Below are 17,575 nucleotides of genomic sequence, written 5' to 3'. Positions count from 1 at the left end.
GAGACGATGATGAGAGCCTGGATCGGGTTGTTGACGCTGCCGTTTCTGGCATGGGCACAGGGCTGGACCCTGACACCGACCCCCTTGCCCCGGGAGCTGGTGCTCCAGGGCCAGGTGGAAGCGGTGCGCGGCGCCACCGTTTCAGCCCAGACCTCGGGACGGGTGGCGTCGCTGCTGGTGGATGTGGGTGACCGGGTGGATGCCGGCGCCCTGCTGTTGACCCTGATCGGCGTCGAGCAGCAGCAGGGCCTGAACCGGGCCCAGGCCCAGCTGGAAGCCGCCCAGGCCCGGCTGGTCAGCGAACGCCGGGAATGGCGGCGGATCAGCGAGCTGGTCGGCAAGGGACTGCAGCCCAAGGCCGAACTGGACCGGGCCAGGGGCCGCCTCGATGAAGCCCAGGCCCGGCTGGCGGCGACCCAGGCCGGGCTCAAGCAGGCGCGAGAGCAGCTTTCCTACACCGAGGTCCATGCCCCCTATGGCGGTGTGGTCAGCGCCCGCCACGTGGAAGTGGGCGAGCTGGTCTGGCCCGGTACGGCGCTGCTGTCCGGCTTCGATCCCCAATCCCTGCGTCTGCACGTCGACATGCCCGGCCGCTACCGGGCCGATGCCGAGGCGCAGCGCCAGGCCTGGTTGCTGGAAGAAGGGCGCCGGCTGCCGGTGGCCAGTTTCGTGCTGTTCCCCCAAGACGACCCCGCCAGCGGCACCGCCCGGCTCCGCCTGGGACTGAATGCCGAGCCGCAGCTGGTGCCCGGTCAATGGCGCCAGGTGGCGGTGTCCCTTGGCAGCCGCGAGGGGCTGGTGATCCCGGTGGCCGCCGTGGTCCGCCGAGGCGAGCTGACCCTGGTGCGGCGGCTGGGTGACAGGCCCCGGTGGCAGGCGGTAGTGCTGGGCCGTCGCTTCGGCGACAAGGTCGAGGTGCTGTCCGGCCTGAAGGATGGCGATGAGATCCGCTGGGGGGAAGACGATGAGTAGGCTGGGCCTTTCCGGTCGCCTGGCCAGGGCCGCGGCCGGCTCGCGGCTGACGCCGCTGCTGGCCCTGGTGGGCCTGCTGCTGGGGCTGCTGGCGGCCCTGATCACCCCCAGGGAGGAAGAGCCGCAGATCGACGTCACCATGGTCGACGTGATGCTGGCCTATCCCGGCGCCACCGCCCGCGAGGTGGAGGCCCAGCTGGCTTCACCCCTGGAGGAGCAGCTGGCGCGCCTGCCCGGGGTAGAGCACCTCTACTCGCTGTCCAGCCCCGGCCAGGCGCTGGTGACCGTCCAGTTCGAGGTCGGCGTGCCCAGGCAGGCGGCGCTGGTGCGTATCTTCGACAGCCTGGCCCATAACCAGGACTGGAAGCCCCGTCACTTTCCCATCGGCCAGCCCCTGGTCAAGGCCAGGGGCATAGACGACGTGCCGATCCTGGCCCTCACCCTCTGGGGTCTGGCGCCGGCCCAGCTCAAGGATCTGGCCGATTCCCTGACGCCCTATCTCAAGGCGGTGCCGGGCACCCGTGACATCGAGATCATCGGCGGCGCCGAGGAGCTGGTGGAGGTGCGCCTGGACACCGGCGCCCTGGCCCGCCATGGCCTGTCGGTCAACGAGCTGCTCCAGGCCCTGGCGGCCCAGAACCACAGCGTGCAGGCCGGCAGCCGGCTGGAGCAGGGCGCTCTGGTGCCGGTGCAGCTGGGCCGTTTCTTCCAGAGCCAGCAGGAGCTGGCCGAGCTGGTGGTGGCGGTCAGGGACGGCAAGCCGCTGCGCCTGGCCGAGATAGCAACCCTCCACAGCCAGCCGCAGCGCCCAAGCCATTACCTCTGGCACAGGCCCAAGGGCGGCGAGGCGGTGCCGGCCCTGACCCTGACCGTGACCAAGAAGCCGGGCGAAAATGCCGTCACCGTCGCCCAGGCGGTGCTGGCGCGCTGGCAGCAGCTCAGGACGGAGCTGTTGCCGGACCAGGTGCAGTTCGACGTCAGTCGCAACTACGGCCAGAGTGCAGACGACAAGGCCAATACCCTGATCCACAAGCTGATCTTCGCCACCGTCTCGGTGGTGGCCCTGGTGCTGTTTGCCCTTGGCCGCCGCGAGGCTCTGGTGGTGGGCAGTGCTGTGGTGCTGACGTTGGCCCTGATCCTGTTCGCCTCCTGGGCCTGGGGTTTCACTCTCAACCGGGTGTCGTTGTTCGCGCTGATCTTCTCCATCGGTATCCTGGTGGACGACGCCATAGTGGTGGTGGAGAACATCCACCGGCACCTGGGGCTCGGCAAGCCGCTGGCCCGGGCCATTCCCGAGGCGGTCGGCGAGGTCGGCGGGCCCACCATATTGGCCACCTTCACCGTCATCGCCGCCTTGCTGCCCATGGCCTTCGTTTCCGGGTTGATGGGGCCCTACATGAGCCCCATTCCCATCAATGCCTCCATGGGCATGCTGTTGTCGCTGCTGGTGGCCCTGACCCTGACCCCCTGGCTGTCCCGGCACTGGCTGGCGGACCGGCATCACGAGCCAGCCGGCCCGGGGTGGTTGCAGGGCCTGTTCCAGGCCTTGTTCCGGCCCTTCCTGGCCAGGCGCCGCAACCGCTACCTGCTGGGCTTGGGTCTGGTCGCCCTGATCCTGGCGGCCATGGCCCTGGCGGCGGTACAGCTGGTGGTGCTGAAGATGCTGCCGTTCGACAACAAGAGCGAGTTCAAGCTGGTGCTGGACATGCCCGAGGGCACCAGCCTGGAGGACACCAACAGGGTGCTGCTGGCCCTGGCCGCCGCTCTGGATGCCGTTCCCGAGGTCAAGTCCACCCAGATCCAGGCCGGCACCGCCGCCCCCATCGGTTTCAACGGCCTGGTGCGCCAGTACTACCTGAGGCACTCACCCCAGCAGGGGGACGTCCAGGTGCAACTGGTGGACAAGGGCCAGCGCGACCGCGCCAGCCACGCCATCGCCACCGCCGTCCGGCCCGCCCTGGCCGCCATTGCCAGTGCCTGGGGCGGCAGCCTCAAGGTGGTGGAGGTGCCGCCCGGCCCGCCGGTGCTGGCGCCGCTGGTGGCGGAAGTCTACGGCCCGGACGCGGCCAGCCGCCGTCACGGCGCCGAGCAGGTCATGGCGGCCCTGGCCGAAACAGACGGCATAGTGGATCTGGACAGCAGCCTGGTGGCCCGGGTTGACGAGGAATTCTGGCGCATCGACCACCACAAGGCCGCCCGCCTTGGCGTCGACCCCCGCCAGCTCGGCCAGGTACTGGCCCTGGCCATGGCCGGCCAGGACGGCGGTTACCTGCAGGGGCCAGGGGAGCGGGACGCGGTGCCGGTGCGCCTGACCGTACCCCGGGCCGACACCGGCCTGGAGCAGCTGATGGGCCTGACGGTGCTGAGCGATACCGGCCTGGCGGTGCCGGTTGGGGAGCTGGTACTAAGAGAACGGCGGCCCTGGCAGCAACCTATTTTCCACAAGGATCTGCAACCTGTGGTCTATGTGACCGCCGACATGGCCGGCGCCCTGGACAGCCCCCTGTACGGGCTCTTTGCTGCCGGTGCCAGGCTGGACATGGTCCAGAGCTATACCGAACAGCCCCTGGCCCTCAACGGCGCCGCCCTGAAGTGGGGCGGCGAGTGGCAGATCACCTATGAAACCTTCAGGGACATGGGCCTGGCCTACGCCGTCGGCCTGGTGCTCATCTACCTGCTGGTGGTGGGCCATTTCGGCTCCTACGGCGTGCCGCTGGTGATCATGGCGCCCATACCCCTGACCCTGATCGGTATCATGCCCGGTCATGCCCTGCTGGGCGCCCAATTCACCGCCACCTCCATGATCGGCATGATCGCCCTGGCCGGCATCATAGTCCGCAACTCCATACTGCTGGTGGACTTCATCCGCGAGGCCCTGGCCAGGGGCGTTGCGCTGGACGAGGCGGTGGTGTCCTCTGCGGCGGTCAGGGCTAAGCCGATCCTGCTGACGGCGCTGGCGGCCATGCTGGGGGCCTTCTTCATCCTCGACGACCCCATCTTCAACGGCCTGGCGGTGAGTCTCATCTTTGGCATCGCCATTTCCACCCTGTTGACCCTGCTGGTGATCCCGCTGCTGTTTGCCAGCCTGGTGCGGCGCCATGGCTTTACAGCCTGAGGCGGGAGAAGGATCATGAAGCCTGCTATGAAAGAAAGACTGGCGACAATGCAACCGACACCAGAACAACAGGACAAGATGCTCAAGCGGCTGGCCCGCATCGAAGGACAGCTGCGCGGCATCCAGAAGCTCATCCGCGAAGAGGCGGACTGCGAGAAGGTGATGCAGCAGATGACCGCGTCGCGCAAGGCCCTGGACAAGGCCTTCTTCGAGATGATGGCCTGTGTCATCGAAGGCAGCGCCCTGGGCGACGGCGATCAGAGCGAGCGGATGGCCGAGATCCGCCGGCTGCTGGCCAAATACGCCTAAGAACTGAAGGAGGTGCCCATGCTGTTTCGGCAACTGATCGACAAGGAAAGCGCCACCTACAGCTACCTGCTGGCGGACCAGGACAGCAGGGAGGCGGTGCTGATCGATCCGGTGCTTGACCAGCTCCCGGCATACCGGCAGCTGCTGGCGGAGCTGGCGCTGACCCTGGTGGCGGTGCTGGACACCCATATCCACGCCGATCACGTCACCGCCAGCGGTCACCTGGCCCGGGAGCTGGACTGCCCCAACCTGCTGGGCCGGGAGGCCAGGGCCGACTGCGTCAGGCGCCGCTACCAGGAAGGCACCCCCATCGCCTTTGGCCGCCACAAGCTGATCCCCATCTACACCCCTGGCCATACCGACGATTCCTACTGCTTCCACCTGGAGGCGGACGGCAAGTCCATGGTCTTCACCGGCGACACCCTGCTGATCCGCGGCACCGGCCGCACCGATTTCCAGAACGGCGATGCCGGCGCCCAGTACGACGCCATTCAGCAGAAGCTGCTGGCCCTCAAGGACGAGACCCTGGTCTACCCGGCCCATGACTACAAGGGCTGGACCGTCAGCACCATAGGGGAGGAGCGCCGCCACAACCCGCGCCTGCAGGTGCCGGATCGGGACGCCTATATCGCCCTGATGGCCGGGCTGAAGCTGCCCCACCCCAAGATGATGGACCTGGCGGTGCCGGCCAACAGACATTGCGGCCTGGACGAAGCGGAATAGGGACGGTGGCGGTACCTGCCGACGCCAAGGCGCCCAAGGGCGCCTTGTTCAGAGGCTGGCCTGCAGCGCCTCCTCTATGCGCGGATAGCGGTGCTGGAAGCCGGCCGCCAGCAGCCGGGCCGGGATCACCTTCTGGCCGGTGAGCAGCAGCTCGCTCATTTCCCCCAGCATCAGCCTCAAGGCCGGCGCCGGCACCGGCAGCAGGGCCGGGCGGTGCAGGGCGTGGCCCAGGGCCTTGGCGAAGGCCTGGTTGGACACCGGGAAGGGGGCGGTGCAGTTGAAGGCGCCGGACAGCTCATCGTGTTCCAGCAGGAAGCGGATGATGGCCACCATGTCGTCACGGTGGATCCAGCTCATGATCTGTTCGCCGTCACCGATGCGCCCGCCCAGCCCCAGCCTGAAGGCCGGCAGCATCTTCTTGAGGGCGCCACCGCCCTGGTCCAGCACCAGGCCGGTGCGCAGCAGGCAGACCCGGCAGTGGGGCATGGCTTCCTTGGCCAGTGCCTCCCAGCGTTCGCAGAGGCGGTGGGCGAATTCGTCATGGGGCTGGGTGAATTCCTCGGTGATGGAGGTGGTGCTGGGCTGGGCGCCGTAATAGCCGATGGCGGAGCCGGAGATCAGCACCCTGGGTGGCTGCTCGGCCCGGGCTATGGCCTGGACCAGCTCCTCGGTGAGCTGCCAGCGGCTCTGGCAGATGCGCTGTTTGCGGACCTTGGTCCAGCGCTTGTCGGCGATGGGCTCGCCGGCCAGGTTGATGACCGCATCGAAGCCGCTGAGCTCGGGAACATTGCCGACCCAGGCGACCGACTCGCCAAAGAGGGACCGGGTCTTCTCGCGGCTGCGGCTGAGCACTGTGATGTCCCAGTCGCAGAGGGTGGGGATCAGGGCCTGGCCGATAAAGCCGGTGCCCCCGGTGATCAGCAGCTTGGGTTTCATGCCTTGCTCGTCGACAGTGTCAGGGATACCGAGTCGGCAAACCGCAGCGCGTGGGGCTTGTCGATCTCCACCTCAGCATAGCGCACCCAGGGATGCTCGGCGGCGATGGCCAGCACGTCCGAGGTGAGCTTTTCTAGCAAAAAGAAACGGTTGGATTCGACGTGCTCGATGACCTGCTTGGTGATGGTGCGGTAGTTGAGGGCGTCGGTCATGTCGTCGCTGCCGGAGGCCTGGTCGGCCCGGTAGCGGATGCGGATGTTGATGACCACGTCCTGGCGGTTCTGGATCTCCTCGTCCTTGATGCCGATATGGGTGCGCAGGCGCAGGCTCTTGATGTGGATCTGGGCGTCGTCGAGGGTCATGGCGCGTCCTGTAAGTGTCCGTTTTTACTCAGTAAACCGGATGAAGGCGAGCGGGGCAAGGCGGCCAGGGGATCTTTACTCCGCGGCGCGCTTTCTCCACACTGGGGGCAATTCGACTGTCTGGAAACCACATCGTGTCACGAAGCTGGATGCTTTCCCTGGCGGCCCTGGTCATAGTACTGGCCGGGATCAAGACCGCCGCCGCCATACTGGTGCCCTTCCTGCTGGCCACCTTCATCGCCATCATCTGCAACCCCCTGGTGAGCCGGTTGTCCCGTTACAAGGTGCCGCGGGTACTGGCGGTGGTGCTGATCATCGCCCTGGTGGTGCTGGTCGGCCTGATGCTGGCCGGCCTGGTGGGCAGCTCCCTGAACACCTTCTCCGCCAACATCCCCGAATACCGGGATCGGCTGCTGGAGCAGTTCGGCTGGCTGACCCAGAAGCTGGCGGAGCTCAATATCCATATCGACCGCACCCAGCTGCAGACCATACTGGATCCCGGCGCCGCCATGAGCATGGCCGCCAACACCCTGTCCAGCCTGGGCAGCCTGATGACCAACTTCTTCCTGATCCTGCTGACGGTGATCTTCATGCTGTTCGAGGCCGAGCAGCTGCCGCGCAAGATCCACCTGGCCATGGACGATCCGGCCAACGTCATCCAGGGCATCGACCGTTTCTTCGAGTCCGTCAACCATTACCTGGCCATCAAGACCCTGGTCAGCCTGGGCACCGGGGCGCTGATCAGCCTCTGGGTCTGGACCCTGGGCCTGGATTTCCCGCTGCTGTGGGGGGTACTGGCCTTCCTGCTCAACTACATCCCCAATATCGGCTCCATCATCGCCGCCGTGCCGGCGGTGCTGCTGGCGCTGGTGCAGCTGGGCTTCGCCCACGCCGGCCTGGTGGGCCTGGGCTACGTGATCGCCAATACCCTGATGGGCAACGTCATAGAGCCGCGCTTCATGGGCCGGGGCCTGGGCCTGTCGACCCTGGTGGTGTTCCTGTCACTGGTGGTCTGGGGCTGGCTGCTGGGCACGGTCGGCATGCTGCTGTCGGTGCCCCTGACCATGGTGCTGAAGATAGCCCTGGAGTCCCATCCGGCCAGCACCCGCATCGCCATCCTGCTCAGCGGCGATCTGCCCGAGCCCGAACCCAGGCCTGAAGGGGCCAGCTGACTCAGCTAAGCGCCCTGGTCAACTGGTTGCAGAGAAAGTCCAGGGCCGGATCGCAGCTGTCCGGCTGCATCAGCGGCTGGCGCTGGGGCCCGGTGAGGGGCAGCAGCTCCAGCCAGCGGGCGGTGACCCAGGTCAGATCCTCATAGTGGCGTTCTGGGTAGAGCTCGGCCAGCTCCGGATGCAGCTCGAACAGGTGATACAGCAGCCGCGACAGCGGCTTTCCGGCCTGGGTCATGGGGTGGGCCGGCCACTGGGGCAGCATGGCCACCTCGGCCACCTGCAGGTGGTCTTCTTCCTGGTGGCTGCTGAGGATGCGATAACGCTGCCTGCCCTGTACCAGCAGCCCCAGCAGGCCGTCCGGCAGCCGTTCGAAGTCGATGATGTCCACCCAGGTGCCTATGGGGCAGAGCCTGCCCTGGGGATCGGCCGTGCAGATCCCAAAACCCCGTCGCCCGGCCATGGCATCGGCCACCATCCGCAGGTATCTGGGCTCGAATACCCTGAGCGACAGGCGCCCCTGGGGCAGGAGCTGGGCGTCGAGGACGAACTGGGCCAGTGTCATGGGTGCACCTTGGTCTGCTATCTGGCATGGTATAGCGGTTTATCTACACATTAGATCGGGGAGAAGGGATGCTACTTTCATCTTTGGCGCTGGGCGGTGGCCTGGTGCATATCGGCAGCTGCTATCGCGGCCCCAGGTGGCTGTTCTATGTAACCAAGCCGGGCACCATGCTGGTGATGCTGGCCATGGCCTGGCAGCTGGGCGCCCTGGACAGCCACTATGGCCAGTGGCTGCTGGCGGGCCTGGGCCTGTCCCTGGTGGGGGATGTGTTCCTGATGCTGCCCAAGGACAGGTTCATTCCCGGCCTGGTGAGCTTCCTGCTGGCCCATGTCTGCTATGTGGTGGCCTTCGCCGTGGACGGACTGGCCTTCACCCCGGCGCTGTTGCTGTTGCTGGGGGCCGCTGGCGCCGGCGTGCTGGCGCTGCTGTGGCCCCATCTCAGGGAGCTGAAGGTGCCGGTCAGTGTCTATGTGCTGGTGATCCTGGCCATGGCCTGGACCGCGGGCGAGCGCTGGCTGGTGCAGCAAAATGACGGCGCCCTGCTGGCCTTCGCCGGGGCCCTGGTGTTCATGGCCTCGGACACCACCCTGGCCCTGGACAAGTTCCGTCGCCCCTTCCCGGCGGCCCAGGCAGTGATCATGGCCACTTACTTCGCGGCCCAGTGGCTGCTGGTGCTGTCCCTGGCCTGATCGTCGCCGGCAAGTCTGTCAGGCTTTGCTCAGCCTGGGCCAGCTACACTGGCGCCATGGTTTCTTTAAGGAATACAGCATGATGGCGTTATTGCCGGCCTGGGCGCCGGTGGCCCTGGTTGTGGTGCAGCTGCTCTGGTTGGGGTTGTGGCTCCTGGGAGGCCTTCGCCGTCGTCGGCTGGCGCGGCAGTTGGCCGAGCGCGAGCAGGCGCTGGCGGCACAAGGTGAACAGCGGGGGCAGTGGCAGCGGGAGCTGGCACAACAGGGCCACCTGTTGCGCGACTGCCAGGCCCGGCTTCGTGACAAGGACCGTCTCAACGCTCAGCTTGCCGAACGTCTCAAGGAGCTGCTGAAGGTACAGCTGGAGCTGGAGAAGCTGAAGCGGCAAGCCCAATAAGAAGCCCGGCATTGGCCGGGCTCTTTGCTCACAGGTTCCAATAGGCGCGTTCCCCGTCTTCCTTGCGGCGTCCGAGCCCCTGGCGACGGTCAGGCTTGTCGGGCTCCCAGCGGATCTCCTGGCGCCTGTCCGCCAATATCCGGCGTTGGGCCAGACGGCGATCAGGCCCGTTGTTGCTGTCGATCATCTACGCATCCTCCGTGTGACATCTCCTGAGCATAGTCCAGTGTAGCGAACCCTCTAAAGGCTATGGGATAAATCTGTGACCCTGTTATCATCCGAAGAATTTCCTTTCCTTATCATGTAATTGGAGTGGAGTTAATGCTCTATGTGAAGGGCTGGAAGCGCCCGGTGGGGCGCCTTGTCATGTCCCTGCTGTGGGTATTTGGCCTGTCCGCCAGCCTTTATGCACAAGACGCGGCGCTGCCGCTGGAACGGCAGGTCTTCGAGCTGTACCAGAGCATGATGGCCCATTATCCCGACCGGGAAAGGGCGGCCCTGCAGAACTCCCAGCAGGGCTGGCTGAGCCGGCTCCAGGCCAGCTGCTTTGTCTCGCCGGCCGATATGGACCGGCAGCGGGCGCGGTGCCTGGGCGAGCGTTACCGGGCCAGGCTGGCCGAACTCAGGGCCAGGGTGGCCGAGATGGAAGCACGCCTGGGGGCGCCGCTCTGGGTGGGGCAGGCCAGTGCCCGGCGTTTTTCCCAATCGGTGGGGGACCGGCAGCTCGGCGCCGAGCTCATCGCCGTGTCCAAGGGCGATCCCCTGCCCAGGGCCCTGGTCAGGCCGCTGCGCTGGCGGGCGGATCTGGCCCTGGTGGAGGCGCTGGCGGCCAAGGTCAGCCAGCTGCCGAGCTACCTCAAGCGGCCCCTGCCGCAACTGCCCAGCAACCGCAGCCGGTCCCTGCACCAGGTGGCGGAGCTGGAGCGGGTGTCCGGCAACCTGGTGCTGCTTTCCGACGATGACGAGGTGGCCCTGGTGGAGCACGCGGTGGTGATCTTCACCGGCGATGTCCATATCGAGCAGCTCAACTTCGCGACCGTCATCGCCCTTGGCGATCTGGCCGTGGAGGAGGCCAATGGTGCCGTCATCGTCGCCAACAAGGATGTCTTTATCGAACGTGACGGCGCCCTGGGCAGCGGCAGCCTGGTGATGTCCAGCCAGGACGTGCGCATTACCCGGGCCCTGGGCAGTACCGTCCATGCCGGTGGCGCGCTGATGGTGGCCGAAGGCGAGGATCTGGTCTGCCTCAACGCCAGGACGGTTCGCCTGTCCTCCCGGCGCTGTCGCCCCCTCAACCTGGCCGGCTTTCGGCTCTAGCAAGCCGGTTTGGCCGACGGCGCCAGGACTGTTAACGTTGTTGTAGGCAGTACGGGAAAGTAGAGGAGAGCTTCCATGACGGCAGAGCAGAGGCCCAAGCTGGGATTGGCCCTGGGCAGTGGTGCGGCCAAGGGCTGGGCCCACATCGGCGTGATCAAGGCCCTGGAGGCGCTGGGGATCCGTCCCGACATCGTTGCCGGCTGTTCCGTCGGCTCCCTGGTGGGGGCGGCCTACTGCGCCGGCCACCTTGACCAGATGGAGGGCTGGGTGCGCGGCTTCAGCCGCCTGGAGGTGATGTCGCTGCTGGATCCCAGCCTCAATGGCCGCGGCCTCTTCCACGGCGAAAAGGTCTTCAACGTGGTGCGTGGCCGCATGCAGGACAGGGATATCCGCGATCTGCCCATCCCCTTTGCCGCCGTGGCCACCGACCTGGATTCGGGCCGGGAGATCTGGCTCCAGGAGGGCGATGTGACCCAGGCCATCAGGGCCTCCTGCGGCATGCCGGGGCTGTTCGTGCCCGTGCGCCACAATGGCCACCTGCTGGTGGACGGCGCCGTGGTCAACCCGGTGCCGGTTTCCCTGTGCCGGGCCATGGGCGCCGACGTGGTCATCGCCGTCAACCTCACCGGTGACGTGCCCGGCCATATCCCCACCGAGGTGGAGGAGGAAGTGGTGGAGGACGCCGGCTATTTCCGCCAGTGGTTCAACAAGCTCAGGCCCGAAGGCAAGGACGACCGGGAGGAGCTGCCGTCCATGTGGAACGTGATGAGCGGCGCCATCAACATCATGCAGGAGCGCATCACCCGGGCTCGCCTGGCCGGCGATCCACCCGAAGTGGAGCTCAAGCCGCGGCTTTCCGACATCAACATCATGGAATTCTACCGGGCCGGCGAGGCCATCGCCGAAGGGGAGGCCTGCGTGCAGCGCATGGCCGACTACATCCTGGCCGAGCTCCAGTACCTGGGGGTGGCCACCGGACAGGGGCCCGAGGCCAAGGAGGCATGAAAAAGGCGGCCTGTTGGCCGCCTTTTTTGATCAAGACAACTTAGAAGCGGTAGTTGGCCTGCAGGGCAAGGATGTGGGCGTCGCCGGACATCTTGCCGTCGAAGCGGCCGACCAGGGCGTCGATGGTGGCGTTGCCGGTTTCGGAGGCCTCGTGGATCTCCTTCTTCTTGGAGTCCAGGTAGGCGTAGCCGAAGTCGATATCCCAGTTGTTGTCGAGGCGGTAGCCCAGGCCCAGGCTGTACCAGGTGCGGCTGGAATCCGGGATGCGCAGGGTGCGGTGCTGGTCGTCGACCGGGCTCTCGTCATACTGGATCCCGGCGCGCAGCACCAGGCTGTCGCTGAGCTGGTAGCTGGTGCCCAGGGCGAAGCGCCAGACGTCGTTCCACTGCTCTTCCACGTTGGAGGCGACGGTACCGTCGTTGAAACGGGCGGTCAGGCGCTCGAAGCTGGACCACTGGACCCGGAACACGGAGCCGTGCACGGCCAGCCGGTCGTCGAAGCTGTGGCTGGCGGCCAGCTCCCACAGGGCCGGCAGCTCCACGTCCACGAAACCGCCGGCCTTGCTGGCCAGCAGCTCGGAGGAGATGTCGCCTGTGACGTGCAGGTCGACGCTGGAGCGGTAGCTCAGGCCGAGGCGGGTATCGGGAGTGACGCTGTACAGCACACCCAGGTTCCAGCCGTAGCCCCAGTCGTCGCCTTCGAGCTTGGAGATGTTCTGGCCGGACAGGTCGACGGCGGGAAGCGGCAGGCCCAGCAGGGCGCCCGGTACCAGGGTACCGTCCGGGGCCGTGGTGGTCAGGGTGGCCTCGGCGTAGACGGCGTTGACGCCAAAGCCCAGGGACAGGCTCTGGTCCACCTCATAGGCCAGACTGGCGTTGAAGTTGGCGGTGATCAGATCGGACTCGTCGGCCAGGGCCGCGGCCTGGAAGTCGCTGTTGTACTGGGTCTTGAGGCCGAAGTTGCCGAAACCGCCCAGGCCCAGGGTCCAGCCCTCGTTCAGGGGCAGCACGAAGTACATGGCCGGTACGAAGGCATTGGGGGCCACATCCGTCTTCTTGGCCTCAACGCCCTGGGGATGCAGGGCATTGGTGTGGGTACCCTCCACCTTGATGTCCGGCATGATGTAGGCGCCCATGGCGGAGAAGGTGGGCTTGTCGATCAGGGTCATGGCGGCCGGGTTGGCGGCGAGTACCGAGGCGTCTTCGGCGAGGACGCCGTCACCGGCATTGGCGCGGCCGAGGCCGGCGGCGGAATGTTCGGTGACCTGGAAGCCGGCGGCATAGGCGCCACCGCAAAGGGAAAGCAGGGTGCTGGCAAGAAGTGATTTTCTGAAGAACTGCATCGGTATTATCTCTATTAGCGCAACTTGTTAGAGGGTCCGCTCAGCAGACCTGCGCGCGATGGTAGCAGAACGTCATGGAAATGAAATAGAAAAGGCGTACAAGTGTACGCCTTTTGCGCTGAGTGGTGGCGCGGTGTCCCTAGAGCTGGGCCCTGACCTCGTCGAAGGTCTGTTGCACCTGTGCGCTGGGCGCGGGGGTGATCAGGCTGGCGACGATGCCGGCCAGCAACGCCAGGCCGAAGCCGGGCACCATTTCGTACAGCTCGGTGCCGAGCATGGGCCAGAGCACCACCACCAGGGCGCCGGTGATGATGGTGGCCAGGGCGCCGGCCAGGTTGAAGCGGCGCCAGAACAGGCTCAGGATCACCACAGGGCCGAAGGCGGAACCGAAGCCGGCCCAGGCGTAACCGACCAGCTCCAGCACGGTGCTTTCCGGGTTGGCGGCGATGACCATGGCCACCACGGCCACGGCCAGCACCCCGAAACGGCCCACCCACATCAGCTCCTTGTCCGAGGCCTTGGGACGCAGCCAGGGCTTGTAGATGTCGTCGGTCAACACCGAGGAGCAGATCAGCAGCTGGGAATCGACGGTGGACATGATGGCGGACAGTATGGCCGCCACTATGATGCCGGCCACCCAGGGGCTGAACAGCGCTTGGGACAGGAAGATGAACACCGTTTCGGCGTCCTCCAGGGGGCTGCCTTCGAAGTAGAGGCGGCCGGCCAGGCCGGTCAGTACGGCACCGACCAGGGCCAGCACCATCCAGCCCATGGCGATGCGGCGGGAGCTGGGCACCGCCTGGGGGCTCTCGATGGCCATGAAGCGGGCCAGGATGTGGGGCTGGCCGAAATAGCCCAGGCCCCAGGCCAGCAGGGAGACGATGCCCACCAGGCTGGCGCCGTGCCAGACGTCCAGCAGCTCCGGATGCAGGCTGGCCAGATCCTGCTCCACCTGGCCGGCGCCGCCCAGGCTGGACAGCACCACGGCCGGCACCAGCAGCAGCGCCAGCAGCATCAACAGGCCCTGGAAGAAATCGGTCCAGCATACCGCGAAGAAGCCGCCCACGAAGGTGTAGGAGACGATGACGCCGCCGCCAATGACCAGCGCCCAGTAGTAGGGCAGCTCGAAGACCTGTTCGAACAGCTTGGCGCCCCCCACCAGGCCGGCGGAGGTGTAGAAGGTGAAGAACAGCAGTATGGTCAGGGCGGAAATGGCGCGGATGCCCTGGCTCTTCTCGCCGAAGCGCTTGCCAAGGAAGTCGGGCAGGGTCAGGGCGTCATCGGTGTGGTAGGTATAGATGCGCAGCCGCTTGGCGATGAGCAGCCAGTTGATATAGGCCCCGATCACCAGGCCCAGGCCCAGCCAGATCTCCGAAATGCCGGACAGGTAGACGGCGCCGGGCAGGCCCAGCAGCAGCCAGCCGCTCATGTCGGAGGCCCCGGCGGAAAGGGCGGTGACGGCCGGTCCCATCTTGCGGCCGCCGAGGACATAGTCCGAGAAGTCGTCCGTTTTCCTGTAGGCCAGCAGCCCCAGGCTCAGCAGCAGCAGCAGATAGGCCAGGAAGGTGATGATGATAGGCACATCAAACTCCTTTATGTCGTTGTCATTGTGTGCTTTTGCAACAGGATAGTAACAGAAAAGCGCATCGACCCAAGGCCGATGCGCTTATGGGGGCAAGATATCAGATTTGCCGCTGCAGTTGCTCCTTGAAGCGCCGTTCGAACTTGTCCAGGGGCTCCCCCTTTTCGCCGATGAAGATCACCTGGTGACTGCCCAGCTTCTCGGCCAGGCCGTCGAAGCGGTGGTCGGCGAAATGGGCCTGCTCATTGCCGGTGCGGACCTTGTCCGAAATCACGAACACGGTGATCCGGCCCTGTTCGCCCTGGATGATGGCGTGCAGGCCGCGAACCCCCTGGAAGTCGCAATGGTTGGCGAAATAGATATGGCCTATGTCGCCGGTGAGCCTGGCGCCGTAACTGGCCAGCTTCTTGTTGAAGGCGGCCAGGGTCACGTTTTCGTCCACCTGATCCAGCATGCCGGCCTCGTGGTAGACATGGGCCAGGGCGTGGCCGCCGTAGCCCAGGGGGCTGCGGTTGAGGCCCATGAAGGTCATCAGGCCACCGACCACGAAGGCCAGGGAGGCGGCAATGGCCAGCTGCCAGCGGCTGCGCCTTTGCTGGCGGCGCTCGAATTCACCCAGGGTCTGGTTGAGCAGGATGCGGTCGGCCAGGTTGGGCGGTACCTCCACCGCCATGGCGCCGGCCAGGGCCTTGTCCAGCTCCTGTATCTCGTTGACGAAATGGCGATTGGCGTCTGAACTGTCGGCAACGGCCTGGGCTTCGGGGCCCAGGTTGTTGGGATCTTCATAGACCGCTCGCCTGAATTCCAGATCGTTCATCATCGCACTCTCTTCTCTGCCTGGGGCTCATTGAGAGCCTCCTTGAGCTTGTTCCGGGCGCGGAACAAGCGGGTCATCACGGTGTTCTTATTGAGATCCAGCATCTGGGCGATTTCTTCCCCGCTGTAGCCAAAAAGCACCTGCAGTACCAGCGGTTCCCGGTATTCCGCCTCCAGGCGGCTGATCTGCCGGCGCAACTCCAGCTGCGAGAACTGCCCCTCCTGGCCGGTGCTGGTGGTGTCTTCGACCCTGGCCTCGTCATACTCGCTCATGTCGAACCGCTTGCGCTCGAAACGGCGGGCGTTTTCGCGCCTGAGGATGGTGATCAGCCACGCCTTGGCGGCCTTCTCGTCTTTCAGGGAGTCCAATGACTTCCATGCCCTGAGGAAGGTTTCCTGCACCAGATCTTCCGATACCGATGCGTCGTTGGTCAGCCAAAGCCCGTACCGGTAGAGGTCGCCGTGCAGGGCGGCCACCAGGGCTTCGAATCGTCGTTGTTTAGTCGCCATGCCCCTAGGGACCGGCGCCTTGAGAAATTCCTTTCGCTGCAAAATGGGACCCCTAGCGTCGATAGCCCTGATTATTGCGTTACTCCAGCAGCACGTCCATGGGCAGCGGCCTGTCGATGGGGGTGTCCAGGGAGATAAAGGTCTCGGTGGACTGGATCTGGGGGATGGCCTGGAGCCCTTCCACCAGGAACAGGTGCAGATCCCGGGTGGACTTGAGCTGGACCTTGGCAAAGATGGAATACTGGCCGGTGGTGTAGTGGGCCTCCACCACCTGGGGCAGCTTCTCGAGCTTGGCCAATACCCTGGGGTAATCCCTGGCGTTGATCAGGTTGATGCCGACAAAGGCGCAGACGCTGTAGCCCAACAGGGCCACGTTGACATCCATGCGGGTGCCGGTGATGACGCCGGCGTAGCGCATCTTGTTGATGCGGATATGGATTGTGGGGCCGCTGACGTCCAGGCGGCGGGCGATTTCCTGGTAGGAGATGCGGGCGTCCTGGATCAGCAGCTCCAGTATGGCCTTGTCCAGCTTGTCGATCTGAAAGTCTGCGCTCATATTCAGGCTCTCGATTTTGGAAACCAATCTAAATTTGCCGTTTCATTTTTTATTTCTTATCGCACTATCAATTCTCTCTTTCAAGCTGTTTAAAAAGTCCCGCCATCGCCTGTAGTTTTATAAAAAACGCACAGGAGAGAGCCATGAGCCAGCAACACCAACAGCAACTGCACCTCGTCAAGTCCCTCACCCAACAGGCCCTGTGCCGGGCCCTGCGGCTGACTCCCGTCCAGGCACCCCTGTTCCTGGAGGGCGACTCCGGCATGCAGGACGGCCTGAGCGGCACCGAGCGACCGGTGGCCTTTTGCCCCAAGGAAGCACCGGAGCGGGAATACCAGGTGGTCCACTCCCTGGCCAAGTGGAAGCGGGCCGCCCTGGGCCAGCTGGCATTCGAGGCCGGCCAGGGCCTGATCACCGACATGAAGGCCATACGCGCCGACGAGGCCAGCACCGGCCCCCTGCACAGCCTGCTGGTGGAGCAATGGGACTGGGAGCAGGTGATCCACCAGGACGAGCGCAGCCTGGCGGGACTCAGGGCCAGGGTGGAGGCCATCTACGGCGCTTTTCGCGAGGTGGATCTCGAACTCAGCGACCGGCTCGGCCATGAGCCTCGGCTGCCACAGCATATCCACTTCGTGTGCAGCGAGGCGCTGCGCCGCCGCTATCCCGGGCTCAGCGCCAAGGCGCGGGAGGACGCCATCTGCCGGGAGCTGGGGGCGGTATTTCTGATCGGTATCGGCGGCGAGCTGGGCGACGGCCGGCCCCACGACGACAGGGCCCCGGACTATGACGACTGGAGCAGCCATACCGAGCTGGGCGGCGGCCTGAACGGCGACATCCTGATCTGGCACCCGCCCCTGGGCCGGGCCCTGGAGCTGTCGTCCATGGGCATCCGCGTCGATGCCGAGGCCATGGCGCGCCAGTTCGGCGAGGCCGGGGTGCCCGCCAGCCCCTGGCACCGGGCGCTGATGGCCGGCGCCCTGCCGCAGACGGTGGGCGGCGGCATAGGCCAGGGCCGCCTGGCCATGGCGCTGCTGGGGCTGGAGCATATCGAGCAGACCCAGGCGCCACGCATTGCCCTGGCGGCCGGGCTGGAGGCGGTGGCCTGAAAAGGCCAGGCCCGCCAGGGCGGGCCTGTCGAGGCTTACAGCTTCAGGTAGGCATGGAGCCCGCCCCCGCAAAATAAGGAGGGCTTACAGCTTCAGGTGGG

General features: G+C 65.8%; 19 protein-coding genes. 10 read left to right on the top strand and 9 right to left on the bottom strand.

Annotated features, from left to right (window positions below):
- Positions 1–9: 9 nt before the first annotated feature.
- From WDB71_RS10725 to WDB71_RS10710, 4 genes are read left to right on the top strand one after another with little or no spacing between them, the layout of a single operon-like run.
- A complete protein-coding gene (locus tag WDB71_RS10725) occupies positions 10–972 on the top strand; it encodes an efflux RND transporter periplasmic adaptor subunit (protein WP_341501588.1) in 963 nt (320 codons plus the stop codon).
- Complete coding sequence (locus tag WDB71_RS10720; RefSeq protein WP_341501587.1) at positions 965–4,087, top strand: efflux RND transporter permease subunit; 3,123 nt, start codon at positions 965–967, stop codon at positions 4,085–4,087. The genes WDB71_RS10725 and WDB71_RS10720 overlap by 8 nt, the downstream gene beginning before the upstream one ends.
- Positions 4,088–4,135: 48 nt before the next feature.
- The gene (locus tag WDB71_RS10715; RefSeq protein ID WP_341501585.1) at positions 4,136–4,396 is read left to right on the top strand and encodes a metal-sensing transcriptional repressor; all 261 of its coding nucleotides are present in this window, start codon (positions 4,136–4,138) and stop codon (positions 4,394–4,396) included.
- 18 nt (positions 4,397–4,414) lie between these two features.
- On the top strand, positions 4,415–5,119 hold the full coding sequence (locus WDB71_RS10710; RefSeq protein ID WP_341501583.1) for an MBL fold metallo-hydrolase: 705 nt from the start codon (positions 4,415–4,417) through the stop codon (positions 5,117–5,119).
- 48 nt (positions 5,120–5,167) lie between these two features.
- Here WDB71_RS10710 and WDB71_RS10705 read toward each other — a convergent pair whose 3' ends face one another.
- Positions 5,168–6,055, bottom strand: coding sequence for a TIGR01777 family oxidoreductase (locus WDB71_RS10705; RefSeq protein ID WP_341501581.1), 888 nt, complete (start codon positions 6,053–6,055; stop codon positions 5,168–5,170).
- The gene (folX, locus tag WDB71_RS10700; protein WP_341501580.1) at positions 6,052–6,417 is read right to left on the bottom strand and encodes a dihydroneopterin triphosphate 2'-epimerase; all 366 of its coding nucleotides are present in this window, start codon (positions 6,415–6,417) and stop codon (positions 6,052–6,054) included. Before folX ends, WDB71_RS10705 begins: the two co-directional genes overlap by 4 nt.
- Before the next feature lie 149 nt (positions 6,418–6,566).
- On the opposite strand from folX, the gene WDB71_RS10695 reads away from it, so the two are divergent.
- Complete coding sequence (locus tag WDB71_RS10695; RefSeq protein ID WP_341504206.1) at positions 6,567–7,589, top strand: AI-2E family transporter; 1,023 nt, start codon at positions 6,567–6,569, stop codon at positions 7,587–7,589.
- A gap of 1 nt (position 7,590) precedes the next feature.
- On the opposite strand, the gene WDB71_RS10690 is transcribed toward WDB71_RS10695, so the two are convergent.
- Positions 7,591–8,151, bottom strand: a complete 561-nt coding sequence (locus WDB71_RS10690; protein WP_341501579.1) for an LON peptidase substrate-binding domain-containing protein — start codon at positions 8,149–8,151, stop codon at positions 7,591–7,593.
- 68 nt (positions 8,152–8,219) lie between these two features.
- Here WDB71_RS10690 and WDB71_RS10685 point away from each other — a divergent pair, with 68 nt between their 5' ends.
- Positions 8,220–8,840, top strand: coding sequence for a lysoplasmalogenase (locus tag WDB71_RS10685; protein ID WP_341501578.1), 621 nt, complete (start codon positions 8,220–8,222; stop codon positions 8,838–8,840).
- Positions 8,841–8,919: 79 nt separating this feature from the next.
- Positions 8,920–9,237, top strand: coding sequence for a hypothetical protein (locus WDB71_RS10680; protein WP_341501577.1), 318 nt, complete (start codon positions 8,920–8,922; stop codon positions 9,235–9,237).
- A gap of 28 nt (positions 9,238–9,265) precedes the next feature.
- Here WDB71_RS10680 and WDB71_RS10675 read toward each other — a convergent pair whose 3' ends face one another.
- Positions 9,266–9,424, bottom strand: coding sequence for a hypothetical protein (locus WDB71_RS10675; RefSeq protein ID WP_341501576.1), 159 nt, complete (start codon positions 9,422–9,424; stop codon positions 9,266–9,268).
- Between the two features lie 134 nt (positions 9,425–9,558).
- Between WDB71_RS10675 and WDB71_RS10670 the strand changes: the two genes are divergently transcribed.
- Both WDB71_RS10670 and rssA read left to right on the top strand, forming a co-directional pair.
- The gene (locus WDB71_RS10670; RefSeq protein ID WP_341501575.1) at positions 9,559–10,554 is read left to right on the top strand and encodes a hypothetical protein; all 996 of its coding nucleotides are present in this window, start codon (positions 9,559–9,561) and stop codon (positions 10,552–10,554) included.
- 75 nt (positions 10,555–10,629) lie between these two features.
- Entirely contained in the window at positions 10,630–11,559 is a 930-nt protein-coding gene (gene rssA / locus WDB71_RS10665) for a patatin-like phospholipase RssA (protein ID WP_341501574.1), read from the top strand.
- A 40-nt stretch (positions 11,560–11,599) separates the two neighbouring features.
- On the opposite strand, the gene WDB71_RS10660 is transcribed toward rssA, so the two are convergent.
- The 5 genes from WDB71_RS10660 to WDB71_RS10640 form a co-directional block, all read right to left on the bottom strand.
- Positions 11,600–12,901: an outer membrane protein transport protein gene (locus WDB71_RS10660; RefSeq protein WP_341501573.1), complete on the bottom strand. Its 1,302-nt coding sequence runs from the start codon at positions 12,899–12,901 to the stop codon at positions 11,600–11,602.
- A 139-nt stretch (positions 12,902–13,040) separates the two neighbouring features.
- Positions 13,041–14,483 carry a sodium/proline symporter PutP gene (gene putP, locus WDB71_RS10655; protein WP_341501572.1) on the bottom strand — a complete coding sequence of 481 codons (1,443 nt, stop codon included), beginning with the start codon at positions 14,481–14,483 and terminating at the stop codon, positions 13,041–13,043.
- 100 nt (positions 14,484–14,583) lie between these two features.
- Positions 14,584–15,303 (bottom strand): DUF3379 family protein, encoded by a 720-nt coding sequence (locus WDB71_RS10650; RefSeq protein ID WP_341501571.1) that lies wholly within the window; start codon positions 15,301–15,303, stop codon positions 14,584–14,586.
- On the bottom strand, positions 15,300–15,809 hold the full coding sequence (locus WDB71_RS10645) for a sigma-70 family RNA polymerase sigma factor (protein ID WP_341501570.1): 510 nt from the start codon (positions 15,807–15,809) through the stop codon (positions 15,300–15,302). The genes WDB71_RS10650 and WDB71_RS10645 overlap by 4 nt, the downstream gene beginning before the upstream one ends.
- Positions 15,810–15,888: 79 nt before the next feature.
- Positions 15,889–16,365 carry an Lrp/AsnC ligand binding domain-containing protein gene (locus tag WDB71_RS10640; protein ID WP_341501569.1) on the bottom strand — a complete coding sequence of 159 codons (477 nt, stop codon included), beginning with the start codon at positions 16,363–16,365 and terminating at the stop codon, positions 15,889–15,891.
- Positions 16,366–16,508: 143 nt separating this feature from the next.
- On the opposite strand from WDB71_RS10640, the gene asnA reads away from it, so the two are divergent.
- The gene (gene asnA / locus WDB71_RS10635; protein WP_341501567.1) at positions 16,509–17,474 is read left to right on the top strand and encodes an aspartate--ammonia ligase; all 966 of its coding nucleotides are present in this window, start codon (positions 16,509–16,511) and stop codon (positions 17,472–17,474) included.
- Positions 17,475–17,575: the final 101 nt, after the last annotated feature.

It is taken from the genome of Gallaecimonas sp. GXIMD4217, from assembly GCF_038087665.1.
GTDB lineage: Bacteria > Pseudomonadota > Gammaproteobacteria > Enterobacterales > Gallaecimonadaceae > Gallaecimonas.
Note: the sequence above shows the minus strand (reverse complement) of the source record. Positions and strands in the feature narration are given on the sequence as shown.